Here is a 26,451-nt window from a genome sequence, read left to right as displayed (position 1 = left end):
GTTTTACATTGAAGAAAGACGAAAATCTCCTCAAAGATCTATGGTTTATCGCAATCAGTGCAGCCGGGGGGTTTATGCTTTCATTAACCGGAATATCGATCGGATGGATGATCGGAACGCTAATTGTCGCCTGCTGCCTTGCCATGATACGGCCGGCATGGCTGATGATGGCTCCGGACCAAAAAGGTATTAACCGCCGCTGGCTCGCCCTCGGACAGGTGATTCTCGGCATCGAATTGGGCCAAAAGCTGAATGTATCCGTTCTCTCTGTCCTCAAAGACCACTGGTTTTCAGTCGGCGTTATGCTGATATTGTCTATCCTTATGGCCATGCTGTCGGGATATGTGCTTTGGCGTTTCAGCAAAACGGATATGATGACAAGCTTTGTCGGCACGGCTCCCGGCGGGCTGTCCGCCATGCCCAGCATCGCACAGGAGGTCGGCGCCAATACCGCCATTGTCAGCCTCGTTCAAATGATGCGTGTGCTGCTCGTTGTGCTATCCATCCCGTTTTTGGTCATCCTCATCTATACAAAACAAGATCATTCCGCAAGTGCCGCAGCAGAAACGCTTTCCTCGGCAACGACGGATTTTAGGCTAGCTCCCGTTTTGTGGACCGCCGTTCTGATTCTCGCTGCCTGGGGCGCCTGCAAAGCTGCGAAATATTTAAAATTTCCGGCGCCATGGCTGCTCGGCAGCATGCTCGGTGTGGCACTTGTACATGTTGGCGGCGCTGCGGTGACAGGGCACGATTTGACGGCGTGGTGGCCGTCACAAGCCAATCATGTGTCGCAAGTATTTCTCGGGGCAACGATTGGCTCTAAGATGTATAAAAGCATGTTTGCCGGCGTCACCCGCATCATTATCGTTGGGTTTGTCTCGTCCGTCGGTTTAATTGCAGCTATGTTTTTGAGCGCCGTGATCGTTTCCAAGCTGACAGGCATCTCGCTCATCACTTCTGTTCTGGCATTTGCCCCCGGCGGCATTGCAGAAATGGCGACGACATCTGTTACCTTGCATGCCGATTCCACCTTTGTCGTTGCGGTTCAGGTCATACGCGTCATCCTTGTCATTGCCCTCTTGCCGCCGTTTTATCGTCTGCTTCACCATCTCCATGGTGAAAAAAAAGGCAAAGAAGGCTCGATCAGCGGCAGTAATGCCTAATTGGAAAAACTATCCTCCCATGCTACACTTTAATGGGGAAGGAGTGACTTTTTTGCTGCGCAACAATCCCGAGAAGGCAATGCACTTATATTATGGAATATGTTTAGCAATCTGGCTGATTTATAATGTGGTGACATCCGGCTCCCCTGGACTGCCGCTTATCATTTTAGCCGGAGGAAATTTGATTTACCTGACAATCTTGAAAAAGAAAGAAGAAACGTGAAAAAAACACGCGCCCTGTGCGTGTTTTTTTATTCAAAAACGCCGTGTATACCCCCCTCTATTTCTTCCGAAGACGGATACCACTTTGTCACCAAATCCCTCAACAGCCGTTCCGCAAACAAAATTTCCTCCTCTGTGTACCGCTCAAAAAATGACAGAAAACGCTGTTCGACCTTCTGATGATAATATTTGTGCAGCCCATGCAGTTTTTTCCCGGCCGGCGTCAAACGGAAGTAGACCTCCTTTTTATTATCGCTGAGCTGTGTCCTGTGAAGGAAGCCTGCGCCGAGTAATTTTGTGCTGATGCGCGATACTGTTGCTTTTGTTGTTCATTCTAGATTTTTTCTCAACACTTTTATCCAAACCAGAAACAAAAAAAGACGCCTCTTCAATTGGCGTCTTCGTTATTCATCATCGGAAATCACACCGACAATCTTTTTTTCTCTAATCGGCCCAAAGTGCCGGCTGTCGAAGCTGTATATGCGATTATCTCCAACGACAAAATATTGTCCTTTCGGCACCTTGCTTGTTCCTGTCACATCTTTCAACGTAAAATCACCCGTTACATGGCTTCCGGCAGAAACAGATTTCAAATGCTTCAAAAATGGCTCAGCAACCTGTTTTCCGTCCACATACAGCTGATCATCTTTATATTTAATCGATTCACCGGGCAGGCCGATCACCCGTTTAATCAGCACTTTTTGATCAGGGCCTTTAAAAAGGACGATATCAAAACGATGGATGGTTTTAAATCGGTGCGAGAATTTATTGACCAACAGCTCGTTCCCTTCCTGAAAGGTCGGGTTCATACTGACGCCTTCCACCTTGTAATCAATAAAGACTGCATTTTTCACCTGAATCGCGAGAACGACGGACACTACACCGGCAAGAAACCAAAACCGTTTTTTCACGTTACTGTCTCCCTCCATCATGCTCACGCTGACTGGCTCTCACATGCAGATACCGCTCTACCTTTTTGCCGACATACCATAAAACAGCGATCACCAATACGGCAATGACCGTTCGAATCGGCTGTGTGATCAGCGCGTGCAGATCATATCCGATAAAGCTGATCATAAAAATCATGACAAGCTTCCCCGAGGCTGCCGCTAAAATAAACGGCCACGTTCCGATCCTTGACAAACCGGCAACAACATTCACCGCGGCTGACGGTGTAAATGGAAAACAAAGCAGAAGAAACATAGGGCCGAATCCGTGCCTCTCCACCCATAACATTAGCTTTCTAACCGACGGATGGCTGCGGATAAATCCAAGCAACCTTCTTTGCCCGTATTGACGGACAATCAAAAATACAAGTATAGATCCAGCCGTTGATCCGGCCCAGGACAAGATAAATCCTTCCCATAGGCCAAACGAGTTCGTATTCGCCACCACAAACACGATCAGCGGCAAAAACGGGAGAAATGCTTCAACTAAAGGAAGCAGCACAGCAATGAGCGGACCGAAAGCCCTATAGCTTTGAAATAATTCAGTTAGGTTTTCTTGTGTAAAATAGGATAAAAAATGATCCAACATTTATACTCCTTACCGGGTTTGTCTATCCTTATTCTACACATTATCAGCAAAAAACTAAAAAGTTTTGGCGATTTTTCTGTATTGAAACATTTCATCAGCCGATATAGAATAAAACAAGAACGAACGTTCCCGTCAGAAAGAAGGAGTCAGCATGCCGAATCTGCAAGAGGAAATATACGATTTCATTGAACGGGCTCTCTTTTTGCCCATGGCTATAACGATCTTAAATCGTGATCTCGCCGGAATTGAGCAAAGCACGTTAAAATTGAAGCTTCCTTATAAACAGCTTATCAGCGAATCATTAAAAATAGCACAAAAGGATTTGATTGAGGTTAGAAAAGAACTGAGGAAAAGAAACATTACAATCCACGAGGCGGAACGTGATGAGGCCTTTACGCTTTATGTATTTGTGATTGATGGTTATGAAGAAAAGCACCGTTATTTTAATCCTAGAATCCGTGAACAGGTTAGCGAATTATTAACGTTTTATCTATTTGCGCCGGACAGGCCATGAGTCTTTTGAATCATTCTGCACTCCTCCGAGTCTGTCCCTTCCCTTTTCGGGCAATTCCAACAATAAAATTCAGACAATTCACACTATACAAACAAAATGATTTTATTTATAATTCGAACCACAGCCTTTCACCCCAAAAAATGACATGCGCCCCATATTTGCGACATCATTTTCAGTACGCTCGGGCTTGCACACCCCACCCTAAAACAGAAGGAGGATTCTATGAAACTGATTCACGTTCTCGCCGCTTTGCCCTTTATCGGAATTTTGCTCGGCATCCCTTTTGTTAATAAAGTGACTCCCTATGTGTTCGGCATGCCGTTTATTCTTGCCTATATCGTGATGTGGGCTCTTTTAACCTCTGCGTTGATGGCGCTTGTATATGTCCTCGACAACGAAAATAAAAAGGGGGAAGCGGAATGAATCCAGCTCTCATCATCATTTTCGGCGTCCTGCTCTTGAGCATTTTTCTCGGCATACGCGCCCAAAAAGGGAAAGACATGAACCTTGAGCAGTGGACGGTAGGGGGCCGCGGCTTCGGAACCGTGTTCGTCTTTTTATTGATGGCAGGAGAAATTTATACCACATTTACATTTCTCGGCGGAAGCGGCTGGGCCTACGGGAAAGGCGGACCGGCCTTTTACATCATCGCCTACGGCTGTCTGGCTTACATCCTTTCTTATTGGCTCCTGCCGGCGGTTTGGACGTACGCGAAACAACATAAGCTGATGTCACAGTCTGATTTTTTCACCAAAAAATATAATAGTCCGCTGCTTGGCGTGCTCGTTTCATTGGTTGGCATCGCCGCCCTCATTCCGTATCTTGTGCTGCAGCTGAAAGGCCTCGGGCTGATTGTATCGGAAACATCGTACGGCAAAATCTCTCCGGCCGCCGCCATTTGGATTGGCGCCATTTCGATCACGGTTTATGTTATGGTATCCGGCATTCACGGGTCTGCTTGGATATCGGTTGTCAAAGACATCATGATTTTGGTTGTCGTTTTGTTTTTAGGTGTCTATCTGCCAATTCATTACTACGGCGGTTTTCAAGACATGTTTCAGCAGATTGAAACAGCGAAGCCGGGCTTTCTTACGCTTCCCGAAACAGGGCAAAGCACGGCGTGGTTCAGTTCAACCGTACTCTTGACAGCACTCGGGTTTTATATGTGGCCTCATACGTTTTCCGCTTCGTATTCAGCCGAAAACCCGAAAGTCTTTCGCAAAAATGCCATCATCATGCCTCTATACCAGCTGATCTTGCTCTTCGTCCTTTTCGTCGGCTTTGCGGCTATCCTGCAAGTTCCTGATCTGAAAGGCGCAGACGGAGATCTATCGCTCTTGAGACTGTCTTTGCAAACCTTTGACCCTTGGTTTGTCGGGATCATCGGCGCTGCCGGACTGCTGACCGCGCTTGTCCCAGGGTCTATGATCTTAATGTCCGCCTCCACGCTGTTTGCAAAAAATGTGTACAAAGTGTTCGCGCCCCGCACAACAGAACAGCAAATATCAGCGCTTGCTAAGTTTTTAGTGCCGGTAATCGCGCTGATTTCAGTTTATTTTACGTTCAAAGGCGGAAATACCATCGTTACACTGCTATTGATGGGCTACAGCCTTGTCACACAACTGTTTCCCGCACTGCTGTTCAGCCTGTTCAAGCATCATATGGTGACGAAGCAAGGAGCCTTCGCCGGCATCATTGCAGGTGTCGGAGCGGTTTCTTATATTACATTGACAGAAACGACGATCGGCACTTTATTTCCGGCGCTGCCGCAGGCCGCAAAAGATGTAAATGTCGGCATAATCGCCTTGTTGCTGAACATTGCGGTCATGGCAGGAGTAAGCTTTGTGACAAGAAAAGAGAAAAGCACCGCGGCTGATCAGGCGGCATAATCAATAAAAGCAAAAGCAATCTGGCTGTCAGATTGCTTTTGCTTGTTTAACGTTCGCAGGCGATATAATCTTTGTCGCGGTCTTTCGTTTTATTGGCATCATAAAGCGCCTTAGAGACGTAAGGCTTGTACTTCGTTTTTCCGCCTTTATTTTTCACCTTCGACGAGCGGGCCACCCCGCCTTTGTATACTTTGTTTAACTCCTTGCAATTCTTATAGACCTTCACCTTTGTTTTGGCTTCCGCCACATGGCCGGCTCCGCATGAAAAACCGAAAACGAGACCGAGTGACAGCATAACCGCCGCCATTTTTTTCATGACGATACACTCCCCTTATATCCAATATTTAGTTTTTTATAGCTGGATTTCATCATAATTCATACGGTTTTATTTGACAAGATCAATATGGAAGAAGGGCTTGTTTTTTCAAGCCTTTCACGTCAAACTGCCAAAACATGTTTTTCTGAAAATGCTCAGGGGTACACATACGAATGTACACCAAACAAAAAAAGGAGTGTTGATGATGTCTGATTCAAATCTTAGCAATCCTTCAACAGCATTTTTTCATGATGAATTCCCTGAACAATATCAAGAGCCGCCCGGCCTGCAGCAGAACATGAAGCCCGTGCCTGATTGCGGAGAAAAAAGCTACAAAGGATCGGGTAAACTAACCGGACGAAAAGCGCTTGTCACCGGAGGCGATTCCGGTATCGGCCGGGCTGCCGCGATTGCATATGCCCGGGAAGGCGCCGATGTGGCCATTAACTATTTACCCGTGGAACAGCCTGATGCTGAAGAAGTGAAAGAACTAATAGAAGCAGAAGGCCGAAAAGCAGTGCTGATTCCCGGAGACTTGAGCGACGAATCCTTCTGCCAGGATTTAGTCAAACAGGCGCATCAGGAACTCGGCGGTCTGGATGTGTTAGCGCTGGTTGCCGGCAAACAGCAAGCCGTCGAAAACATCGAAGATCTGCCTACTGAACAAATGTATAAAACATTTGAAGTGAACGTCTTTTCCCTTTACTGGGTTGTAAAAGCGGCGCTTCCGTTGTTGCCGGAGGGCGCATCCATTATTACGACCACCTCAGTTGAGGGCTACAACCCGAGCCCGATGCTGTTGGATTACGCTGCAACGAAAAACGCCATTATCGGCTTTACAGTCGGCCTGGGAAAACAGCTGGCTTCAAGGGGCATCAGAGTGAATTCAGTAGCGCCTGGCCCAATTTGGACGCCGCTGCAAATTTCCGGCGGACAGCCGACGGAAAACATTCCGAAATTTGGCCAAGGGACGCCCCCAACCCCATTAAATCGCGCTGGGCAGCCAGTGGAATTGGCCAATGTTTATGTATTCTTAGCTTCAGAGAATGCAAGTTATGTGACATCTCAGGTATATGGCATCACCGGAGGAATTCCGACAGCCTAAAGCAGGTAGAGAAGGAGCTGCCCTTATCGGCCAGCTCCTTTCTATTTTCTAATACCGCTCCCCCAACTCCCGCAAAATAAAATCATAAATCATCTTCGTCCGCTCTTCCTTCGGGTACAGCATAAATTCCTGCCGTTTCGGCACGCGGTGTTCGACTCTGTCTTGGAATTTGGTTCTGAGCCATGCTGTCCGGTACACCTGGTTCTCGAACGAATTACAGGAGATCGGCAGCTCCATCGTTTTCCCGTTCGAAAACGTCACTTCCGTATCGTCGAATTCAGTCGGTTTGAATTCTTTCACATGCACATGGGAAATCCAGCCGCATTGGGGTCTTGTCGAAGAAAGTGTAGGGAATAAAAAGATTTGGTTCGAAGGGTCGACCATGATCGGCGGTTTGTGTGAAATTTTTGTTACTTCATAAGTTCCAGCTTTTCTTCCCGCATAGCTTGATCCAAAAAACCGGCAGCTTCTGTCGACAATTTGCAGCGGTTTCATGCTGACGTAAAACACGCAGTCTTTTTCAATAATTTTGGAACAGATTTTGCCGTCGACTTCTTCTGGCAGCACAGCAATTGTTGCGCCGTTCACTTCATACGATTCTAAAGGTGCGTCTGTTTTCTGACTCATATTATGGCCTCCATCCTTTTTCTGCAAAATTTATACTAATAATCTATCATCTGTTTTTATAAAACGACAGTTTTTTTTACCAAATAAGCTAAAATCATCTTTTAATGATATTTATTAGTACTAAACGACTAGTAATAAACCGATTTTACATGTGTAAGATCTACCGATTGACGGCATTTTGCAGGATATGTCGATAGATTGCCAAGCATTAGTTGTCTAAAAATTATAAAAATTTATTGATTTTTTCGACCGTTATCCATATACTATAAAAAAGGCATTGGGGGGATTCTTTATGAAAGAGAAAAAATCGTACACTGAGCTCATGAAGTCCCGCAACACGCAAAAAACAAAAGAATTTGATGTCACAATGGCGGATGTCTATATTCAAATGGTGCTTGATGAATCCTTATATAAGCGTCGGCTGGCTATGCTGACGGACCAAATCAACAAAGCCTTGGACGAAAAAGATAAAGATGCGTTCCTTACGCTCTCTAAAGAATATGCAGCGCTCAAGCAGAGCGAATAAGCCAATCCTCACGGGATTGGCTTTTTATTACCCATTCACAATTGTTCCGCCATTGACGTGAATCGTCTGTCCCGTCACATAGGTGGAATCGTCACTGGCAAGGTATAAATAGCTTGGCGCCACTTCCACCGGCTGTCCCGGGCGTTCCATCGGCACGTCTGAACCAAACACTTCCACTTCCTTTGCGGAAAAGCTGGCGGGGATAAGCGGTGTCCAAATAGGGCCCGGCGCTACTGCATTGACTCGTATGCCCTGCTGAACAAGCGACTGGGAAAGGGACCTTGTAAAGGTAACGATCGCGCCTTTAGTCGCTGAATAATCGATCAGCTTTTTATTGCCTTTATAAGCGGTAATTGAAGCGGTATTAATGATAGAACTTCCCTTTTTCAAATGAGGCAGCACCGCCTTTGTTAAGTAAAACATAGAGAAAATGTTCGTTTGGAAGGTTCTGACCAGCTGGTGGCTAGTGATTTTTTCAATGCCGGGCTGGACATGCTGCTCAGCTGCATTGTTGACCAATATATCAATCGATGGAAACGCTTGGCTTGCCTGCATGACCACATCATTGCAAAACGCTTCATCCCCGATATCTCCCGCAATCAGCAGGCATTTTACCCCTTCCTTTTCAACATACTGCTTTGTTTCCTCGGCGTCCTGGTGCTCATTCAAATATACAATGACCACATTAGCCCCTTCTTTTGCGAATAGCACCGATACAGCGCGTCCGATTCCGCTGTCTCCTCCGGTTATGATAGCGGTTTTGCCCTCTAATTTTCTCGCTTTCTTCGGCTTATCAAAAACCGGACGCGGATCCATAAGATATTCTAAGCCCGGCTGCTGGTTCTGGTGCTGAGGCGGCAATGTTTTCTTTTTTTGATTCGCCAATGAAATCACTCCTTTTCAACCCTATTATGTTATGAACAATGCCTGCTTCCTATGTATGAAAAGATAGAATATGGAAAAATTAAGAATAAATCAGATTGGAGGTATCATGGCTTGTCTAATCCATATTTTGCAAAAGAAGCACCTGAAACATACTGGAAAACATCAACTGACCTGCCTTCTTTTCCGGCGCTTCAAGAGGATACGGAATGTGACGTCACTATTATCGGAGGCGGGATTACGGGAATCACAACGGCGTATGAACTCACGAAGAGAGGCTTCCGTGTCGTATTGATTGAAGCCAATCAGGTTCTCAACGGCACCACTGCCCATACAACCGCTAAAATTACCGCCCAGCATGACATGATATATGATGAGTTTATCCGCAATTTCGGATTGAATCATGCAAGGCTTTATTATGAAGCCAATCAAAACGCAATAGATTACATAAAAGGCATTGTGGATGAACATCAAATTGATTGCGAATGGACTGAACAAGATGCATACCTTTACACAGCAAAAGAAAACGCTGTGAAAAAAATCCGCACTGAACATGAGGCGTACACAAAGCTTGGCATTGAAAGAGACCTTATCAAGGACCTTCCGATTCCTTTAGGTTCTAAGCTGGCGCTTGTCATGAAGAATCAAGCCCAATTTCATCCGCTGCAATACTTAAAAGCGCTTCTGGAGCAGATCGTTCAAAAAGGCGGACGGATTTATGAAGAAACCGTTGCGCTTGATGTCAAAAAAGGCGAAAGGCCTGAAGTGGTAACCAAAAGCAGGCACGCCATTAAGAGCCGCTTTGTCATATGCTGTTCCCACTTCCCATTTTATGACGGAGGCGGATTATATTCTGCGAGAATGTACGCTGACAGATCCTATGTCCTCGCCATCAAGCCGAAGATCGACTATCCCGAGGGCATGTATTTGAGTATCGATCAGCCGTCAGTGGCGCTCCGCTATACCCTTGTAAACGGAGAAAAACTGATTCTCTTCAGCGGAGAAGGCCATAAAACCGGCCAGGGAAAAGACATGTCGGCACATTACGAATCACTGAGAAAAGCGGCAGAAAGCACGATCGGCATCGAAAGCATCCCTTATTATTGGTCCACCCAGGATCTTGTGACAATCGACAAAATACCGTTTATCGGGCCGATGTCGGAACATGAGGACAATATTCTTGTAGCGACCGGGTTCAAAAAATGGGGCATGACGTCATCAGGTGTTGCGGCCACTCTATTGTCAGACCTTGTGGAGAAAAAAGACAATCCATACGAAAGCATTTTCACGCCGTCCCGTTTCCACCTAAACCCCGGACTGCAGAAAGTGATCTCTTATAATGCCGATGTCGCCAAGCATTTTATTAAAGGAAAGCTCGAAAAGCCTGACGTCCAGTTTGAAGAGATCGCGCCGGGTGAAGGAAAAGCCGTCACCATCAACGGCAGACGCGCAGGGGCATTCAGAGATGAAACAGGCTGCCTCCATCTCGTCGATACGACGTGCACCCATTTAGGCTGTGAGGTCGAGTGGAACGACGGCGAGCATACATGGGATTGTCCGTGCCATGGATCGCGCTTTAAGCCAACAGGAGAAATTGTTGAAGGTCCAGCCATCAAACCATTAAAACAAATAGACCTTGATTAAACCGTTCATTTTAGTGAACGGTTTTTTAAATATTTTTCATTTGCATCTTCATTCATGTTTCTCTTGGCCGATAAAAAAGAAAAAGGCTTAAAAAGCCAAAAAATGAAAATTATATTTTCCCAAGGGGGATCATTGTATTGTTATTTAAAAAAGAGAGAAAACAAGAAACAGCTTATTTTTCTGAGTCAAACGGACAGCAAAAAAACCGCGTTCAGCTCACAAACAAACATGCGGATGTCAAAAAACAGCTCAACATGGTCAGATTAGGAGATGCCGAGCTTCATGTTTTAGAGCAGCTTCAGCCATTAATCCAAGAAAACATCGCATACATCGTCGATGCGTTTTATAAAAACCTTGACCACGAAAGCTCTTTAATGGACATCATTCAAGACCACAGCTCAGTTGACCGCTTAAAACAAACGCTAAAACGGCATATTCAGGAAATGTTTGCAGGCGTAATCGATGATGAATTCATTGAAAAGCGAAACCGAATCGCCTCCATTCATTTAAGAATCGGCCTTCAGCCGAAATGGTATATGGGTGCCTTTCAAGAACTACTTCTGTCAATGATTAACATTTATGAAGCGTCTATTACAAACCACCAAGAACTGCTGAAAGCGATTAAAGCGACAACCAAAATCTTGAACTTGGAACAGCAGCTTGTTCTTGAAGCGTTTCAAAGCGAGTATAACCAAACCCGAGATGAACAAGAAGAAAAGACAAACCTTCTGCATCAAAAAATTCAAGAAACCTCTGGATCGATTGCAAATCTGTTTTCAGAAACGAGCAGATCTGTTCAAGAGCTTGTGGATAAATCTGAAGGCATTTCTGAAGCATCCAAAGCAGGTACAGTGACATCCAGCACCGTTGAAGAAAAGTCGATCGGCGGAAAAAAAGAGCTTGAAACCCAGCAAAAACAGATGAACAAAATTGACACGAGCCTTGTCCAAATCGAAAAAGAAATGGTGAAGCTCGATGAAATCGCACAGCAAATTGAAAAAATCTTCGGCATCGTCACAGGCATTGCTGAACAAACAAACCTTCTCTCGCTCAATGCTTCGATTGAATCCGCCCGCGCCGGTGAACACGGCAAAGGCTTCGCCGTAGTGGCTAATGAAGTGCGGAAACTTTCTGAGGACACGAAAAAAACCGTCTCGACCGTGTCTGAGCTCGTGAACAATACGAATACACAGATCAACATCGTCTCAAAACATATCAAAGACGTGAATGGGCTGGTCAGCGAGAGCAAAGAAAAAATGACGCAAATTAACCGCTTATTCGATGAAATCGTCCACAGCATGAAAGTCAGCAAAGAGCAATCAGGCAAAATCGACGTCGATTTGCAGGCCTTTCTCGGAGGGCTTCAGGAAGTCAGCCGCGCCGTTTCTCACGTGGCCGCCTCTGTTGATTCTCTTGTTATCCTGACAGAAGAATAAACATCAAAACCGGTCTGCCGCGCAGCCGGTTTTTTTCTATAAACCACATCTTTGTCTGCTGTTGCGGCCACCGCGACGGAATCGGTCTTGCTTTATGGTGTATCATGATGGCATAGGCTTTTTCTAGGATGAGCGCTTTTGATTTAGTATAATAGCGATATGACCAAAGTCAGGAAGGGGATTTTATGACAGCCGTTTGCTTAGTAAGACATGGAGAAACCGATTGGAACCTGCAGCAAAAATGCCAAGGCAAAACCGATATCCCGTTGAATGCGACAGGTGAACGCCAAGCAAAAGAAACCGGAGAATATGTCAAAAATTTTTCGTGGGATGTCATCGTGACGAGCCCACTGAAAAGAGCGAAAAGAACTGCGGAAATCATTAATGAATATCTGCATCTTCCGATTGTCGAAATGGATGATTTTAAAGAGCGCGATTACGGCGACGCGGAGGGCATGCTGCTGGAAGAACGGAAAAGGCGCTATCCGGACAACATCTATCCGAATATGGAAACATTAGAAGAACTCACTGACAGGCTGATGGGCGGTTTGGTCAAAGTAAATCACGCGTATCCAAACCAAAAGGTGTTAATCGTCGCGCACGGCGCAGCGATTCACGCACTTCTGACGGAAATATCCGGCGGTGATCCCGAGCTGCGGAGCACGCGCCTCGTCAACGCCTGCCTCAGCAACATTGAATTTGCAGAAGAGAAATGGCGGATTAAAGACTATAACATCAACAGCCACTTATCCGGCTTTATCAAATAAGAAAAAGACAGGCCGGCGCCTGTCTTTTCCTTTTATCGCATCTCATGCTGAAGCTCATCCAAAATGGCATCCGCTCCGTCCACACTGCGGCGCAAAGACCACACGGCGCGGTCCACGTGGTACACATGGCCGTTTTTCACTGCCTTCAGCTTCTTCCAAAGCACATTCTTTTCGATCGGGCGTTTGCCGTCTGCGTCAATGTCATCTGTTTTTCCTGTCATCAAAATGATGACATCCGGATCTGTCTTCAGCAGCTGCTCAAGTGTCATTTTCATATTCACTGAATCGCCGCCATTGCTAGATTCATTGTTATCTGACGTGCTGATCGCATATTGATAGCCGACCTGTGTTAAAAGTCTGGATGTAAAGAAATTTTCATCTCTGGCCATTATCGTATCGTTCGTATTTCCAATTAAAAGCACGGTCTCGCCTTTAGCACTGATTTCCCGTTTTGTCTCATTCAGTTTCTCCTCATGCACCGTCAGCTTTTTCTCCATTTCCTTTTCCTTGCCGACCGCTTTTGCAATCGTAAGTGAAACGTCAATGGTATCTTGGTAATCAGCGTTTAAATTGTCAAGCGCGATCGTCGGCGCTATTTTTTTCAGCTGGTCGTATATCTTCTTATGACGGGTCGTGTCGGCAATAATGAGATCGGGTTTTAATGAAGCGATTTTTTCCATACTTGGCTGTGAGCGAGTGCCGACAGATGTGTAGCCTTCTATATTCTTCAGGACTTCCTCGTTAATCAACTGCTTCGCTTTATTGTCATCCGCCACCCCGACAGGTGTTATGCCAAGATCAAGAAGCGTGTCGATAAAACCAAGCTCAAGAACAACAACCCGCTTCGGATGCTCTGGCACATTTGTCTTTCCTAAATCGTGTGTTACCGCCACGTTATGTCCTTTGCTGTATTGATTGCCGCTTGACGAGCAGGCCGCCGTTAAAACAAATAGAAGCAAAACTGTAAGCATAATCAGTGCTCTTTTCATATAGTCAAGTCTCTCCTGTATGTAGTTTCTAAGAATAAGATATCCAAGTAATAGTATAGCACGCAATGAGAATCATTATCACTAACTTTTTTACATTGAGGAGAGAACGTTCAGCTTCCATGTTCACTGTCATGTAGCAGTACAATAATTGAAAGAGGAGAAAAAGGTATGGATGAAAATCAACTGCAGTACACCAGATGAACATCATGTACACAAAAAAGCTTGCAGAATAGTCTAGCTTTCTCTGCAAGCTGATTCAGTTAAAGCTTCACAATGATTCTTCCTTGAATGCGGTTTTGCAAAATATCATGCAGCGCAGCCGGCGCTTCTTCCAACGATACTTCCCTATCCACAATGGTCAGCAGCTGATCAGGTTTTAGATCAGAAGACATACGCTCCCACACAGCGGCTCTGACATCCATCGGGCAGTACACTGAATCGATTCCGAGCAGGCTGACCCCGCGAAGAATAAATGGATACACCGTTGCAGGAACTTCTCCCCCGCCCGTTAAGCCGCTGACTGCAACAGATCCGCCATATTGGATTTTGCTTAAAAGCGAGGCAAGCTGTTTCCCGCCGACAGGATCAACCGCTCCCTGCCATTGCTGCTTGGACAGAGCCTTAAGCGTTCCGTCATAGACATCTTCCCTGCTGATCACTTCGCTTGCCCCGAGCTTCTTCAAATAATCAGCCGCCTCCCGGTTTCCGGTGCTTGCCGCCACATCATAGCCCCGCTTGTTCAGCATCGATATGGCAATTCCGCCGACACCGCCGGTTGCCCCTGTGACTAGCACACTCCCTTTTTCCGGAGACAGGCCGTTCTGTTCAAGCCGATGCACCGATAATGCCGCAGTAAATCCCGCCGTTCCGTACACCATCGCTTCTTTCAATGACAGATTCCGGGGTAAAGGCACAAGCCAGTCACCAGGAACTGAAGCATATTCACTTAACCCGCCATCGCGGGAGACACCGAGCTCATAGCTTGTCGCAATTACCTCATCCCCCTCGGCAAAACGCGGATCATTGGAAGAGACAACTGTACCCGCTGCGTCAATGCCCAAGATAAGCGGATACTCTCTGACGATATTGCCGCCTGCTTTTCCGGCCAGGCCATCTTTATAATTGATGCCGGAATAAGCAATTTTAATCAGGACACCGTCTTTCGGCAAATCCTCTGTTGACATGGTTTTCACATGGACTGAAACATCATTGTCATGTTTCTCTGCCATCAATGCTTGAAATAACGTTGACATTCGGCACACTCCTTTTCGTTTATATGGTAACCGAAGAACATTCAAAAAACCAAATCATCAGGCTTCCATTTTCATTTCGCCGGCACATTGAGGCGATAATGGGCAAATGCCATTTCCTCTTCATAGCCGTTTTGCTCATATAAGCTCCTTGCCGTCCGGTTGTGGTGTTCCGTCTGAAGCGATAAACGGTTTGCCCCGTTTTCCGCAGCAAAATCCTTTGCGGAAGACAGCAGCTGCCCGCCGGCTCCCTTTGTCCGCGCATGGAGAGCGACAAATAAGTCATTTACTATGTACATGCTTTTCATAGCCACAGAAGAAAACGTTGGCTAGAGCTGGGTAAATCCTATGAATTGAATTCTCCATTTTCTTCCGCTATCAAAATAATAGGCTCATCATTTTCCAGACACGCTTTCAAAAAAGCCTCTGCCCCTTTCAGATCGGACGCCTGTTTATAAAATTCCCGGTACTTGTTAAACAGCGGCGAAATGGCTGCTGCATCTGATGTCTTTGCTTGGCGAATGTTCAACTCATTTCTTTCTTCCTCTCTATAATCGTTTCATTCTATCTTTAGTAGAATGTTATTCAAAGTTCATTTTTCAGAATACTTTTATCAGCATACCCAGAAAAAATATCACAATAATATCCATTGATCTTCCAAAAACATATGCAGGTCATACGAACGAATTTTTCCGACAGGAATTTGCAAAGACTCAGGAGCATTTAACTGAAAAAGCATAGCATTTCAGCATAATGAACATTTACTCATGTCTATTTTCGTTCTTTTCTGTAAGAAATTAGTTATTTCGAGACTCTATAGAAATGGAGAGAGATGATATACCTAAATAGAGATAAAATCATCGCAAAAAAATAGGTCTACTAAAATATGATTGCATCTATTACAATAAATTTACAGAATAGTCTTTTAAATAAGTCTAGTCTGAATTTTACAAAAGGAGAGGGTAAAGAGTGAGAAACAAAAAATTGTGGATCAGCTTGTTGTTTGCGTTCACGTTAATCTTCACGATGGCATTCAGCAACATGTCTGCGCAGGCTGCCGGAAAAAGCAGTACAGAAAAGAAGTATATTGTCGGATTTAAACAGACAATGAGTGTCATGAGTTCCGCCAAGAAAAAGGATGTTATTTCTGAGAAAGGCGGAAAAGTCCAAAAGCAGTTTAAGTATGTTAACGCAGCAGCAGCAACATTGGATGCAAAAGCAGTAAAAGAATTGAAACAAGATCCGAGCGTTGCATATGTGGAAGAAGACCATATTGCACATCAATATGCGCAATCTGTCCCTTACGGCATTTCTCAAATTAAAGCGCCGGCTCTTCACTCTCAAGGCTACACAGGTTCTAACGTAAAAGTAGCCGTAATTGACAGCGGAATTGACTCTTCTCATCCTGACTTAAACGTCAGAGGCGGAGCAAGCTTCGTACCTTCTGAAACAAACCCATACCAAGATGGCAGTTCTCACGGCACACATGTAGCCGGTACGGTTGCCGCACTTAATAACTCAATCGGTGTTTTGGGCGTAGCGCCAAACGCATCGTTATATGCAGTAAAAGTTCTTGATTCAACAGGAAACGGCCAATACAGCTGGATTATTAACGGCATTGAGTGGGCCATTTCCAACAAAATGGACGTGATCAATATGAGCCTTGGCGGACCATCTGGTTCTACAGCGCTGAAATCAGTCGTTGATAGAGCCGTAGCCAGCGGCATCGTCGTTGTTGCTGCAGCCGGAAATGAAGGCACTTCCGGAAGCTCAAGCACAATCGGCTATCCTGCAAAATATCCATCTACCATTGCAGTAGGTGCGGTAAACAGCAGCAACCAAAGAGGTTCATTCTCAAGCGTAGGCCCTGAGCTTGATGTGATGGCTCCTGGCGTGTCCATCCAAAGCACACTTCCTGGAGGCACTTACGGGTCTTACAACGGAACATCAATGGCGACTCCTCACGTTGCCGGAGCAGCCGCGTTAATTCTTTCTAAACACCCGACTTGGACAAACACGCAAGTCCGTAATCGTTTAGAGAGCACTACAACATACCTTGGAAGCTCTTTCTATTATGGAAAAGGGTTAATCAATGTCCAAGCAGCTGCACAATAATATCAAAAAGAAGCAGGTTCCTCCATACCTGCTTCTTTTTATTTGTCATGATCCGCTTCTCTTGCATTCTCTTCTTTTTCCGCGTGTTGAATCCGTTCCATGATTGAAGGATGGCTGCCTCTGAACATTTTCACAAGCACCGGTGGATCAACCTGGCTCAGTCCCGTCACGGCCAAATCCTGAAACGTTTTGACAGCGGCTTCCCTGTTCTCCGTCAGCTCGATCCCATACCGGTCAGCCTGATTTTCTTGATAACGTGAGACCGCATGAGAAAAAGGCGTGACCGCAAAGCTCAACACAGACACCAAAAGCAATAACAGCGGCAGCGCTGCAAGGTCATGCCGTCCCTCTACATGAAACATGCTGCGGGTTAAGCGGACCATCCGCTTATAAAGCTTATCAATGACATAAAATCCAGCGAGCGACACGAGCAAATAGCCAGCCAGTCCGATATAGACGTGCTTCATGACATAATGGCCCATTTCGTGAGCCATAATAAAGAGAATTTCTGAATCATCAAGCTTGTTCAGCGTCGTATCCCACAATACAATCCGTTTGTTGGCTCCGATTCCTGTGACATAGGCATTAAGCGCATTTGTTTTTTCAGACATATTCACTTCATATACATGATCAGCCGGAATCTCGGCTTCTTCTGCCAGCTCTAAAATTTTGCTTTCAAGCTCTTTGTTTTTCAGCGGATAAAAATCATTATATAAAGGATCGATAATGACCGGCTGAATAAAAAACAGAAACAGCGAAAACGGCACAGTTAACAGCCAAGCATATAACCACCATTTTTTTTCATGCCTTTTAATCAGCCAATAAAAAGCGAGAACGCAAAGTGTAAAGATCGGAAAGCTGATCCAAAAGTCTATGACCTGATCCTTAGCCCAGCTGGCCGCTGCCTGCGTGGAAATGTCGTAGTCAAGTGATACTTGATAGCCGATCCAATCTAAAGGCAGCGTCACCAACGTTGTGATCAGCGAAAGCACAAACACAAAACCAATGATCTGCAAAAAACGAAAAGGCACGGCGGCTTCCATCCATCCTTTGATTTTCTTGGAAGCGCCGCTGACCAGCAATACAAAGAACAGAAACCAATCAAGAGGAATCCCGATAAAAAACAAAAAATGTTTTACATTCGAATACTGCTCGGCCACTGCCAATTCAGACGGCTTCATGAAAGAAGCCGGATCAGCCTGCGTCCCTTTCACGGCCTCCGGCACTGCGGAATCACCGGACAGGAAAAAATACCAATAAAAAAACAGTCCGTACAGCACGTAAGCAAGCCCTGCCGCCGCAATCCACTTGCGCATAACGCCTCACTCCTCACATCAACCGGTTACTTCTATTGTAATCATAAATTCAAATTCTTAGAACCAAGCTGTATGCCGTACTTTTCCTCCCTTTTAAGCATGGAAAGCCCAATCAATGGGAAAACTAGAGTTTGGAGTGATGCAAATGAAAAAAATCGTGGCAGCCATCGTGGTTATCGGCCTTGTGTTTCTCACATTTTTCTATCTTTACAGCCGGTCAGGCGATGTGTATCAATCTGTAGACGCGGATTTGATCACGCTCTCTTCAAGCGGCCAGGAAGATATCGAAATCGAAAAAAGGCAGAACGTCAAAGATATGCTCGACATTATGAATCAGGGAAAACAGCTGAAGACAGAAAAGACATCAACCCCTGATTACGAAGGGACAATCAAGTTTCATAAAGACCGGTACGACTCATTCAGGCTATGGGTTGACGGCAGCCAGCAAGCCGTTTATTTGAAGGATGGCACATACTACAAATTAAGCAAAAGAGACACAAAGGCGCTGCTGAACATTGTGAAAAAAGAAGCAAAGGATTGAAAATGAAAAAGCGAAGCCTCGCCGCTTCGCTTTTTCGTATTATTGGGGCAAAATATCTCTTAGCGCCCGCCTGAGCATTTTCCCCGTCGCGTTTTTCGGAATGTCGTCAAGAAACGTTATGGCGGCAGGCCGTTTATATTTTGCCAGATGTGTTTCACAGTGTTGCATGATGTCCGCTTCTGTTACGCCAGAACGTTTCGGTACAATATACCCCTTTACCGCTTCCCCGCTTTGAGGATCCGGCACCCCGATGACAACAGCCTCCTTGACATCAGGGTGGCGGTACAGCACTTCCTCCACCTCACGAGGATACACGTTATATCCTCCCACAATGATCATGTCTTTTTTCCGGTCAACGATGTAAAAATAGCCGTCCTCATCCCGTCTCGCCAAATCCCCCGTATAAAGCCACCCGTCTTTTAACGCATGCTTTGTTTCCATCGGCATTTTATAATAGCCCTTCATCACATTGGGGCCTTTTACGATCAATTCACCGACCTCGTGATCGGGCAGCTCGCGCCCGAGTGGATCTACAACCTTGTTTTGGACATGTAAGATACTTGTCCCGATGGAGCCCGGCTTTCTGCCTCTGTCAAACGGGTTAAAGCATGTGACGGGCGAGGCTTCCGAGAGCCCGTAGCCTTCCAAAATGGTCACGCCGAATTTTTCTTCAAACGCCGTCAGCAGCGCGACTGGCATGGCAGCCCCTCCCGAAATGCACAGCCGGATGGAAGTAAAATCATCTGTTTTGCCGTTTTCATGCTGAAACAAGTAATTATACATCGTAGGCACACCGGCAAAAATGGTCGCCTGCCTCTCTTTCACAAGCTGAAATACAGATGCCGGACTGAATTGAGGTTCAATCAGGACTGTTGCGCCGCTCATCAGCGGGGCATTCATGCAGACCGTTAAACAAAACACATGGAACATCGGAAGAGCGCAGACGACATTGTCCTTCTCATCCATTCCCAAATAGCCGGCGACATCGTTGGCATTGCTGTACAAATTCTGATGGGTCAGCATCGCGCCTTTTGGTTTTCCGGTTGTTCCTGATGTGTATAAAATAACCGCGGTATCATCAGGGACCAGCTTCGGGCTTTGTTTAGCGGCAAATGTCGGACGCGCTATTTTTGCAAACGTTGTCATTTTCATTCTGACCTCTGGGTCTGAAGCTTCCGGCTCGGACTCTCCCGTTTGGCATAAAATGACGAGCTCCACCTTCGGCAGCGATTCATGCATGCTTTCATACAGCGGCAAAAGCTGATCTACACCCACGATCGCTTTTACATCGCCATTTGTCAGCATATAACCGATTTCTGTCGGCGTGTACATCGGATTGATGGGCACGGCCACGATCCCGGCCTTTAACGCACCAAAAAACGCGATGATAAAATCCGGCGAATTGCCAAGCAGCAAAGCAAGGTGGTCCCCTTTCTCCATACCGGCTTCCTGAAGGCCGTCCGCAAATCTCTGAATGCTTTCATTCAGCTCCTGATACGTCATCATACGATCCTTAAACCTGCATGCGATGCTGTCGGGCTTCTTAGATGCTGTCTCTTCCAATTTCGAAACGAGATTCATTCTCCCACCCCTTAAAGTGAATGAGCAGTCATTCATTATTGAAGATAAGCTTTCCCCTTCATTATAGAGAAACAGAAAAAAACACTCAAGAGCAAAAAGCCCCGAGTGTCAGTACTGTTATAGTTTCTTTAATGCTTCGGCAATCGGCGTATCTCCTTCTGTCAGATCAAAGGCCCGATTTTCCGTATTGGTTTCATCTAAAGAGGCAATGACTGTTTTCGCCACGTCCTCACGAGAAATGAATCCCCGCTCCAAATCGGCGGCCGCTGAAACAGCTCCCGTTCCAGGCTCATTGCGAAGGCCTCCCGGACGGATAATCGTATAGATTAAACCGCTTGCTTCCAGAATTTTATCAGCATAATGCTTGGCCACATAATAAGGTTTAAGCGATTCATTCCAATTTTCACGGTTGTGGGCTTGCAGGGCGCTAACCATGATAAACCGCTTGATGCCCGCGATATCCGCAGCTTCAATGGCTTTTGCCGCTCCGTCCAGATCCACCAGCAGCGTTTTATCATAGCCTGTGCTGCCGCCGGAACCTGCTGTGAAAATAATCGCGTCGCAGTCTTTCGCCGCGGCGGCGATTTCTTCCGGGCTGCCTTCCAGATTCGCAAGCACAGCTTCTGCACCGGCAGCTTCAAGAAACGCTTTCTGTTCTTCTTTTCTGACCATCGCTCTGACAGAATGATCAGGATTGTCTCGGAATAAAGAAACGAGTCTTTGTCCGATTTGTCCGTTCGCTCCGATTAACAACACTTTCATGTGAATCCCTCCTGCCACCATTATTTCAAAAACACAACCGCTCTTTCAAACAATGTGTTTGGCCTTAATAAATCAGATCAAGGAAATCCTCTTTCGTAATGTTCCCAAAGTAATGCTTGAGATTCACACCTTCCAGCACATCAGCAATGACGCTGCGTTCATATTGTTTTCCGACCAGCAGGTTTTCGATTTCAGATACATCACCGACACCGAAGAAGTCTCCGAAGATTTTGCAGTCCTCAATTTTGCCTTTCTTGACTTCCAAGCGCAAATCAATCGACCCGATCGGATAACGTTTTGAATGATTAAGGTTAAATTTCGGCGAGCGGCCGTAGTTCCAATCCCAATTCTGATAACGCTCTTTCGAAATTTGATGAATGACCTCCCAATCTTTTTCCGTCAGCTTATACTCTGGCACGTTTTGGATGTCATTTGTATTAAAAATATACCGAAGCAAATGGCTGCGGAATTCCTCGGTGGTCATTTTCTCATGAAGAAACTCACTGATGTTTGCCACGCGGCTTCTGATCGATTTGATGCCTTTTGATTCAATTTTATCCTTTTTCACCTTTAATGCTGACACAACATGATCAATGGCTGAATCAAACATGAGGGTGCCGTGGCTGAAAATGCGTCCTTTTGTCGAAAACTGGGCGTTTCCGGATATTTTCCGGCCATCCACTACAATGTCGTTGCGGCCGCTCAATTCCGCTTCAACCCCAAGCTGATGTAACGCCTGGATCACCGGCTCAGTGAACTTTTTGAAGTTATGAAAGCTGTTTCCGTCGTCCTTTGTAATAAAGCTGAAGTTCAAATTCCCCAGATCATGATAAACAGCGCCCCCGCCTGATAAACGGCGGACAACGGTAATCCCGTTTTCCTCTACGTATTTTGTATTGATTTCCTCGATTGTATTTTGGTTTTTCCCAATGATAATAGACGGCTGATTCACATAAAAAAGCAAATACTGTTGTTCAGGGTCTAAATGCTTTACACAGTACTCCTCGATAGCAAGGTTGATCTGCGGATCATTCATATTTTGATTGTCGATAAATAACATGGTGCTCCTCCTTTATCCTTCCCACACAAAACCTGATTTCGCAATATTCACTTCGCCGTTAAAAACGGTTTTCGCTTCTTTGCGAAGATTGTCATGAACGCCGAAATGAGGCAAATGCGTCAGCAGCAGTTCTCGCGCTCCCGCTTCTTTTGCAATTCGCCCGGCTTCCAGGCTGTTCATATGGCCTGCGCTTGTCCCGTCTTGATCAGCATAAAAATTACATTCAGAGATCAATAAATCGGCATTTTCCGAAAATGGGATAAATGAATCCTGGTAGCTGGAATCAGCGGCATAAACGACAGTATGGCTGCCGTCAGTAATGCGCATGGCATAGCACGTCACCGGGTGAATCGTTTTTAAAAAGGTGATCGTAAACGGACCGGCAGTCAGCGGCTGGTTTGGCTGATAGGCAATCCCTTTCGTATGTGTTTTATATGTAAGCTTTTGAAACTGTTCTATATCAGCATCATGTCCGTAAATCGGGAGCGTATGCTCTCCTTTGCCGAGAAATGAACCGACCTGCTTGGCAAATTGCAGCGGCCCGATGTCTGCGATATGGTCATGGTGGTAATGAGACAGAATCACCGCGTCCAGCTTTTCCGCCGGCACATAGTTAAACAGCTTGGATAATACGGCACTGCCGCAATCAACAAGCAAAGAGTAATCACCTGACTGAAACAAATAGCCCGACGTCGCTTCATTGGCGGCCGGAAAACCGCCATAGCATCCGATAACTGTAACTTTCATCATGTCCTCCTCTTTTCCCTAAAAAATTGATCCTCCTTCAATATACCCATTTTTCTTTAAAAAAGCATGTTTTAAACATTGTATCAAAACAGTTATTGATTTTTCACATCTGTTATATTACAATCAAATCACTACAAAGGGGAAAGAGGGATTGGTTATGCTTGGGAAAATCACAGATTTTTTTAGAAACCTGCCTTCGAAAAAGTGCGCGGAATGCGGAAAAAAAATAGAAGAGCAGCATGAGTGTTATGGCAATACCTGCAATGACTGTATAAAAGTTAACGATTTATCATGAAGCGAAAATCCCGCGCAGCACGCGCGGGATTTTCTTTTAATTCATAATTCTTTATATCGAGATAATAGTCAGTTTAGGTCAAAGATCACCCGTTTTTAGAGAATTATGGTGATTTCAGTCCCAGTTTACAATATTATTTATTTTCTAAATATAATTTACTATAGACGAATTCATTTCATATCTATTATAATTTGATCTAATAGTGAGATTAAATATATGTCGATTCATGATATATGTTGATACTTTGTTTTTTGGGAGGTAATCTATGAAAAGAATGAAGTTTGGATTAGCCACACAAATATTCGTTGGACTTATTCTAGGTGTCATTGCAGGCGTTATTTGGTACGGCAACCCAGCATTGCCTACTTACCTGCAGCCAGTCGGGGATCTCTTTTTACGATTAATCAAAATGATAGTGATTCCTATTGTTGTCTCCAGCTTAATCATCGGTGTAGCCGGAGCAGGAAATGGAAAGCAAGTTGGTAAATTAGGCTTCAGAACGATTCTGTACTTCGAAATCATTACGACTTTTGCCATCATTCTCGGACTCGCACTTGCAAACATCTTCCACCCGGGTACAGGAGTTAATATACACGAAGCTCAAAAATCAGACATCAGTCAATATGTCGAAACTGAAAAAGAGCAAAGTAATAAAACAGTAGCTGAAACGTTCTTACATATTGTACCGACAAACTTCTTCCAATCCTTGGTTGAAGGAGATCTTCTTGCCATCATTTGCTTTACGGTACTATTTGCATTGGGTATTTCCGCGATCGGCGAAAGAGGAAAGCCTGTATTAGCCTTTTTTGAAGGTGTATCCCATGCCATGTTCCACGTTGTAAATCTCGTGATGAAAGTGGCTCCATTCGGTGTTTTCGCGCTTATCGGAGTGACTGTGTCTAAATTCGGGCTCGGTTCCCTTCTTTCTCTCGGAAAGCTTGTCGGATTGGTGTATGTCGCACTTGCTTTCTTCTTAATTGTCGTGTTTGGAATTGTCGCAAAAATTGCCGGCATCAACATTTTCAAATTCCTTGCTTACATGAAGGACGAAATCTTACTGGCGTTCAGTACGTCCAGCTCTGAAACCGTTCTTCCGCGCATCATGGAAAAAATGGAGAAAATCGGCTGCCCGAAAGGCATTGTGTCATTTGTCATTCCAATCGGATATACGTTTAACTTAGACGGTTCCGTTCTCTATCAATCGATTGCCGCGCTGTTTTTGGCACAGGTATACGGTATTGATTTGACGATTTGGCACCAAATTACGCTTGTCCTCGTCCTCATGGTCACATCTAAAGGGATGGCTGCCGTGCCCGGTACTTCTTTTGTCGTCTTGCTGGCGACACTTGGCACGATCGGCGTTCCGGCTGAAGGACTTGCCTTTATTGCCGGCGTAGACCGGATCATGGACATGGCACGCACAGTTGTCAACCTGACTGGTAACGCACTAGCTGCCGTTGTGATGTCTAAATGGGAAGGCATGTTTAATCCTGCGAAAGCAGAAACCGTCATGTCCCAAGCAAAAACAGACCAAAACGCAACCATTTCCGGTTAATGAAAAGCCTGCGGGGTTCGTGCCCCGCAGGCTTTTTTAATCATGAACAAGCTTAAACAGCTCTGTAATCAAAACGGTATCCTCATTCAGCTCTAGTTCACCGTTTTGGATCAGCTCCGCCCACGCCATCAGATGGTCTTTCTGAAACTCCTCAATTCGCTCTTCATTTCCCTCTCCTTTGACTAACCTCATATCAGGCGCTCCAAAGGTCGTTTCAAATATATCTGTCACTTTTATATTGCATCTCGGATTGCCATCCTTATCATAAACGGTCACAAGCTGCCCCGCTGTTTGATACACTTCACTCAATTCATCTTTGGAATATAATGATTTCGGCGCGCACGTGGCTGTTTTTTCGCCGGTTAGGATTTGCTGAATCAGCTGTTCCCCCAAGCCGTCATCACCCTCCCAGCCAAATGTGCTTTTCAGCTCATAAATCTTCATTCGCCCTCCCCCTTACACCATTTCTGACTGTACATAGTAATACAGAAGCTTGGCCGTATGGCGAAGAGATGATTGATGAGTGCGTTCAAACGCATGCGAGGCGTCAATTCCCGGCCCGATCAGGCCATGAACAATATCATGCCCGGATTTAATCGCCGCTGACGCATCCGACCCATAGTATGGATAAATATCAAGCTTATAGTCGATATGATGCTTCTCGGCTAAATGGACTAAATGTTTTCTCAGCTGATAATGGTACGGCCCGCTCGCATCCTTCACACAGATGGATACTGTATATTCATCTGTCGCCTGTCCGTCACCGATAGCCCCCATGTCGACCGCCAAATATTCGACTGTTTCAGGAGGAATATTCGAGTTGCCGCCGTACCCAATTTCTTCATTATTTGAAATCAGAAAATGAGTTGTATACGGAAGCTCAATGTCTTCTGTTTGAATGTGATGGATTAAGCGCAACAATAAAGCAACGCTTGCTTTGTCATCCAAGTGGCGCGATTTAATAAATCCGCTTGATGTGATCTCGACGCGGGGATCAAACGACACAAAATCTCCCACGCCAATGCCGAGCTCTTCTGTATCTTTCCGGCAGTGAACAGGCTCATCCAGGCGGATCTCCATATTCTCTTGATTCCGTTCAGCTTTTCCTGCATCCTTGTAAACGTGTACAGACGTTTGATGCATTAAAATGGTGCCTGTATACGTTTTTCCCGAGGCGGTCTCAATTTGGCAATACTCCCCCTCAATCGAGTTGTAGCGGAAACCGCCGATCAAATCGATTGTCAGCCGGCCGTCAGCTTTAATTTCTTTCACCATGGCGCCGAGCGTGTCAACGTGCGCCGTCAGCATGCGGTGCCGGGATGTGTCGCGGCCTGGAAGGGTGGCAATTAAGCCGCCCTTATGATTCCGAACCGTTTCTACCTTCCATTCTCTTAAAAGGTTTTCAATATAATTGATCACCTCATATGTATTTCCTGTGGGACTTGGGATTGATACAAGTTCTTTAATGAGCTCCATCGTTTTACGTACGGACGTCATCGGGCATTCCTCCTTTTAGATTCTTATTTAAAATATACTCTTTTCCTGAGGGACCCGTCCAATCTTTTCCTATGAATCTCTCATATGCTGTAGAGAGCATGGGAATAGGAGGGATA

At 45.5% G+C, this 26,451-nt stretch carries 28 protein-coding genes and 3 pseudogenes; 15 read left to right on the top strand and 16 right to left on the bottom strand.

Annotated features, from left to right (window positions below; genetic code table 11):
* Nucleotides 1–8 precede the first annotated feature (8 nt).
* Nucleotides 9–1,163, top strand: a complete 1,155-nt coding sequence (locus tag M1D98_RS05575; RefSeq protein ID WP_121642269.1) for an AbrB family transcriptional regulator — start codon at nucleotides 9–11, stop codon at nucleotides 1,161–1,163.
* Nucleotides 1,164–1,215: 52 nt separating this feature from the next.
* Complete coding sequence (locus M1D98_RS05570) at nucleotides 1,216–1,386, top strand: hypothetical protein (RefSeq protein ID WP_010329295.1); 171 nt, start codon at nucleotides 1,216–1,218, stop codon at nucleotides 1,384–1,386.
* 28 nt (nucleotides 1,387–1,414) lie between these two features.
* Here the strand turns inward: M1D98_RS05570 and M1D98_RS05565 are convergent.
* From M1D98_RS05565 to M1D98_RS05555, 3 genes and pseudogenes are all read right to left on the bottom strand, one after another.
* Nucleotides 1,415–1,714: pseudogene (locus M1D98_RS05565) on the bottom strand (MarR family transcriptional regulator); the annotation flags it as partial.
* Between the two features lie 75 nt (nucleotides 1,715–1,789).
* On the bottom strand, nucleotides 1,790–2,296 hold the full coding sequence (gene lepB, locus M1D98_RS05560; protein ID WP_010329294.1) for a signal peptidase I: 507 nt from the start codon (nucleotides 2,294–2,296) through the stop codon (nucleotides 1,790–1,792).
* Between the two features lies 1 nt (nucleotide 2,297).
* Nucleotides 2,298–2,921 carry a TVP38/TMEM64 family protein gene (locus M1D98_RS05555; RefSeq protein WP_082022488.1) on the bottom strand — a complete coding sequence of 208 codons (624 nt, stop codon included), beginning with the start codon at nucleotides 2,919–2,921 and terminating at the stop codon, nucleotides 2,298–2,300.
* Nucleotides 2,922–3,072: 151 nt separating this feature from the next.
* On the opposite strand from M1D98_RS05555, the gene M1D98_RS05550 reads away from it, so the two are divergent.
* The 3 genes from M1D98_RS05550 (at nucleotide 3,073) to M1D98_RS05540 (ending at nucleotide 5,324) form a co-directional block, all read left to right on the top strand.
* The gene (locus M1D98_RS05550) at nucleotides 3,073–3,435 is read left to right on the top strand and encodes a hypothetical protein (RefSeq protein ID WP_010329292.1); all 363 of its coding nucleotides are present in this window, start codon (nucleotides 3,073–3,075) and stop codon (nucleotides 3,433–3,435) included.
* A 222-nt stretch (nucleotides 3,436–3,657) separates the two neighbouring features.
* Entirely contained in the window at nucleotides 3,658–3,858 is a 201-nt protein-coding gene (locus M1D98_RS05545) for a DUF3311 domain-containing protein (RefSeq protein WP_121642268.1), read from the top strand.
* A complete protein-coding gene (locus M1D98_RS05540) occupies nucleotides 3,855–5,324 on the top strand; it encodes a sodium:solute symporter family transporter (RefSeq protein ID WP_435576786.1) in 1,470 nt (489 codons plus the stop codon). The genes M1D98_RS05545 and M1D98_RS05540 overlap by 4 nt, the downstream gene beginning before the upstream one ends.
* 46 nt (nucleotides 5,325–5,370) lie before the next feature.
* Here M1D98_RS05540 and M1D98_RS05535 read toward each other — a convergent pair whose 3' ends face one another.
* Nucleotides 5,371–5,640, bottom strand: a complete 270-nt coding sequence (locus M1D98_RS05535; protein WP_268558761.1) for an excalibur calcium-binding domain-containing protein — start codon at nucleotides 5,638–5,640, stop codon at nucleotides 5,371–5,373.
* A 205-nt stretch (nucleotides 5,641–5,845) separates the two neighbouring features.
* Here M1D98_RS05535 and M1D98_RS05530 point away from each other — a divergent pair, with 205 nt between their 5' ends.
* Nucleotides 5,846–6,745 carry an SDR family oxidoreductase gene (locus M1D98_RS05530; RefSeq protein WP_456280077.1) on the top strand — a complete coding sequence of 300 codons (900 nt, stop codon included), beginning with the start codon at nucleotides 5,846–5,848 and terminating at the stop codon, nucleotides 6,743–6,745.
* Nucleotides 6,746–6,793: 48 nt separating this feature from the next.
* On the opposite strand, the gene comK is transcribed toward M1D98_RS05530, so the two are convergent.
* Nucleotides 6,794–7,372, bottom strand: a complete 579-nt coding sequence (comK, locus tag M1D98_RS05525; protein ID WP_010329287.1) for a competence transcription factor ComK — start codon at nucleotides 7,370–7,372, stop codon at nucleotides 6,794–6,796.
* Nucleotides 7,373–7,664: 292 nt separating this feature from the next.
* Between comK and M1D98_RS05520 the strand changes: the two genes are divergently transcribed.
* The gene (locus tag M1D98_RS05520) at nucleotides 7,665–7,898 is read left to right on the top strand and encodes an IDEAL domain-containing protein (protein ID WP_039073470.1); all 234 of its coding nucleotides are present in this window, start codon (nucleotides 7,665–7,667) and stop codon (nucleotides 7,896–7,898) included.
* 27 nt (nucleotides 7,899–7,925) lie between these two features.
* On the opposite strand, the gene M1D98_RS05515 is transcribed toward M1D98_RS05520, so the two are convergent.
* Nucleotides 7,926–8,783, bottom strand: a complete 858-nt coding sequence (locus tag M1D98_RS05515) for an SDR family oxidoreductase (protein ID WP_010329285.1) — start codon at nucleotides 8,781–8,783, stop codon at nucleotides 7,926–7,928.
* A 111-nt stretch (nucleotides 8,784–8,894) separates the two neighbouring features.
* Here M1D98_RS05515 and M1D98_RS05510 point away from each other — a divergent pair, with 111 nt between their 5' ends.
* The 4 genes and pseudogenes from M1D98_RS05510 to phoE all read left to right on the top strand — a co-directional run bounded on the left by M1D98_RS05510 (nucleotide 8,895) and on the right by phoE (nucleotide 12,627).
* Nucleotides 8,895–10,424, top strand: a complete 1,530-nt coding sequence (locus M1D98_RS05510; protein WP_121642265.1) for an FAD-dependent oxidoreductase — start codon at nucleotides 8,895–8,897, stop codon at nucleotides 10,422–10,424.
* 254 nt (nucleotides 10,425–10,678) lie between these two features.
* Nucleotides 10,679–11,056: pseudogene (locus M1D98_RS05505) on the top strand (protoglobin domain-containing protein); the annotation flags it as partial.
* A gap of 288 nt (nucleotides 11,057–11,344) precedes the next feature.
* Nucleotides 11,345–11,860 (top strand): methyl-accepting chemotaxis protein, encoded by a 516-nt coding sequence (locus M1D98_RS05500; RefSeq protein WP_371864110.1) that lies wholly within the window; start codon nucleotides 11,345–11,347, stop codon nucleotides 11,858–11,860.
* Between the two features lie 185 nt (nucleotides 11,861–12,045).
* On the top strand, nucleotides 12,046–12,627 hold the full coding sequence (gene phoE, locus M1D98_RS05495; RefSeq protein WP_121642264.1) for a phosphatase PhoE: 582 nt from the start codon (nucleotides 12,046–12,048) through the stop codon (nucleotides 12,625–12,627).
* Between the two features lie 32 nt (nucleotides 12,628–12,659).
* Here the strand turns inward: phoE and M1D98_RS05490 are convergent, their stop codons facing one another.
* The 3 genes and pseudogenes from M1D98_RS05490 to M1D98_RS05480 all read right to left on the bottom strand — a co-directional run bounded on the left by M1D98_RS05490 (nucleotide 12,660) and on the right by M1D98_RS05480 (nucleotide 15,395).
* The gene (locus M1D98_RS05490; protein WP_456280076.1) at nucleotides 12,660–13,616 is read right to left on the bottom strand and encodes an ABC transporter substrate-binding protein; all 957 of its coding nucleotides are present in this window, start codon (nucleotides 13,614–13,616) and stop codon (nucleotides 12,660–12,662) included.
* A gap of 260 nt (nucleotides 13,617–13,876) precedes the next feature.
* Complete coding sequence (locus tag M1D98_RS05485) at nucleotides 13,877–14,869, bottom strand: NADPH:quinone oxidoreductase family protein (RefSeq protein WP_268524410.1); 993 nt, start codon at nucleotides 14,867–14,869, stop codon at nucleotides 13,877–13,879.
* Between the two features lie 71 nt (nucleotides 14,870–14,940).
* Nucleotides 14,941–15,395 (bottom strand): annotated as a pseudogene (locus M1D98_RS05480) (N-acetyltransferase family protein).
* A 440-nt stretch (nucleotides 15,396–15,835) separates the two neighbouring features.
* On the opposite strand from M1D98_RS05480, the gene M1D98_RS05475 reads away from it, so the two are divergent.
* The gene (locus tag M1D98_RS05475) at nucleotides 15,836–16,981 is read left to right on the top strand and encodes a S8 family peptidase (RefSeq protein ID WP_010329279.1); all 1,146 of its coding nucleotides are present in this window, start codon (nucleotides 15,836–15,838) and stop codon (nucleotides 16,979–16,981) included.
* 38 nt (nucleotides 16,982–17,019) lie between these two features.
* On the opposite strand, the gene M1D98_RS05470 is transcribed toward M1D98_RS05475, so the two are convergent.
* Nucleotides 17,020–18,297: a M48 family metallopeptidase gene (locus M1D98_RS05470; protein WP_121642261.1), complete on the bottom strand. Its 1,278-nt coding sequence runs from the start codon at nucleotides 18,295–18,297 to the stop codon at nucleotides 17,020–17,022.
* Between the two features lie 145 nt (nucleotides 18,298–18,442).
* Between M1D98_RS05470 and M1D98_RS05465 the strand changes: the two genes are divergently transcribed.
* Nucleotides 18,443–18,838 carry a hypothetical protein gene (locus M1D98_RS05465; protein WP_121642260.1) on the top strand — a complete coding sequence of 132 codons (396 nt, stop codon included), beginning with the start codon at nucleotides 18,443–18,445 and terminating at the stop codon, nucleotides 18,836–18,838.
* Between the two features lie 39 nt (nucleotides 18,839–18,877).
* Here the strand turns inward: M1D98_RS05465 and lcfB are convergent, their stop codons facing one another.
* The 4 genes from lcfB to M1D98_RS05445 form a co-directional block, all read right to left on the bottom strand.
* Entirely contained in the window at nucleotides 18,878–20,419 is a 1,542-nt protein-coding gene (lcfB, locus tag M1D98_RS05460) for a long-chain-fatty-acid--CoA ligase LcfB (RefSeq protein WP_121642259.1), read from the bottom strand.
* 117 nt (nucleotides 20,420–20,536) lie between these two features.
* Nucleotides 20,537–21,181, bottom strand: coding sequence for an SDR family oxidoreductase (locus tag M1D98_RS05455; protein WP_456280075.1), 645 nt, complete (start codon nucleotides 21,179–21,181; stop codon nucleotides 20,537–20,539).
* A gap of 64 nt (nucleotides 21,182–21,245) precedes the next feature.
* The gene (gene lplJ, locus M1D98_RS05450) at nucleotides 21,246–22,241 is read right to left on the bottom strand and encodes a lipoate--protein ligase LplJ (protein ID WP_456280074.1); all 996 of its coding nucleotides are present in this window, start codon (nucleotides 22,239–22,241) and stop codon (nucleotides 21,246–21,248) included.
* 12 nt (nucleotides 22,242–22,253) lie between these two features.
* On the bottom strand, nucleotides 22,254–22,988 hold the full coding sequence (locus tag M1D98_RS05445; protein ID WP_456280073.1) for an MBL fold metallo-hydrolase: 735 nt from the start codon (nucleotides 22,986–22,988) through the stop codon (nucleotides 22,254–22,256).
* A gap of 157 nt (nucleotides 22,989–23,145) precedes the next feature.
* Here M1D98_RS05445 and yhfH point away from each other — a divergent pair, with 157 nt between their 5' ends.
* Entirely contained in the window at nucleotides 23,146–23,283 is a 138-nt protein-coding gene (yhfH, locus tag M1D98_RS05440) for a protein YhfH (protein ID WP_010329272.1), read from the top strand.
* Nucleotides 23,284–23,548: 265 nt separating this feature from the next.
* Entirely contained in the window at nucleotides 23,549–24,838 is a 1,290-nt protein-coding gene (gene gltT / locus M1D98_RS05435; protein WP_010329271.1) for a glutamate/proton symporter GltT, read from the top strand.
* Nucleotides 24,839–24,874: 36 nt separating this feature from the next.
* On the opposite strand, the gene M1D98_RS05430 is transcribed toward gltT, so the two are convergent.
* Nucleotides 24,875–25,282, bottom strand: coding sequence for an ASCH domain-containing protein (locus M1D98_RS05430; protein ID WP_010329270.1), 408 nt, complete (start codon nucleotides 25,280–25,282; stop codon nucleotides 24,875–24,877).
* Between the two features lie 12 nt (nucleotides 25,283–25,294).
* On the bottom strand, nucleotides 25,295–26,335 hold the full coding sequence (locus tag M1D98_RS05425; protein ID WP_121642255.1) for a M42 family metallopeptidase: 1,041 nt from the start codon (nucleotides 26,333–26,335) through the stop codon (nucleotides 25,295–25,297).
* Nucleotides 26,336–26,451 lie beyond the last annotated feature (116 nt).

This window comes from Bacillus sp. K7, from assembly GCF_053903245.1.
This window is presented reverse-complemented; position numbering and strand designations above follow the sequence as displayed.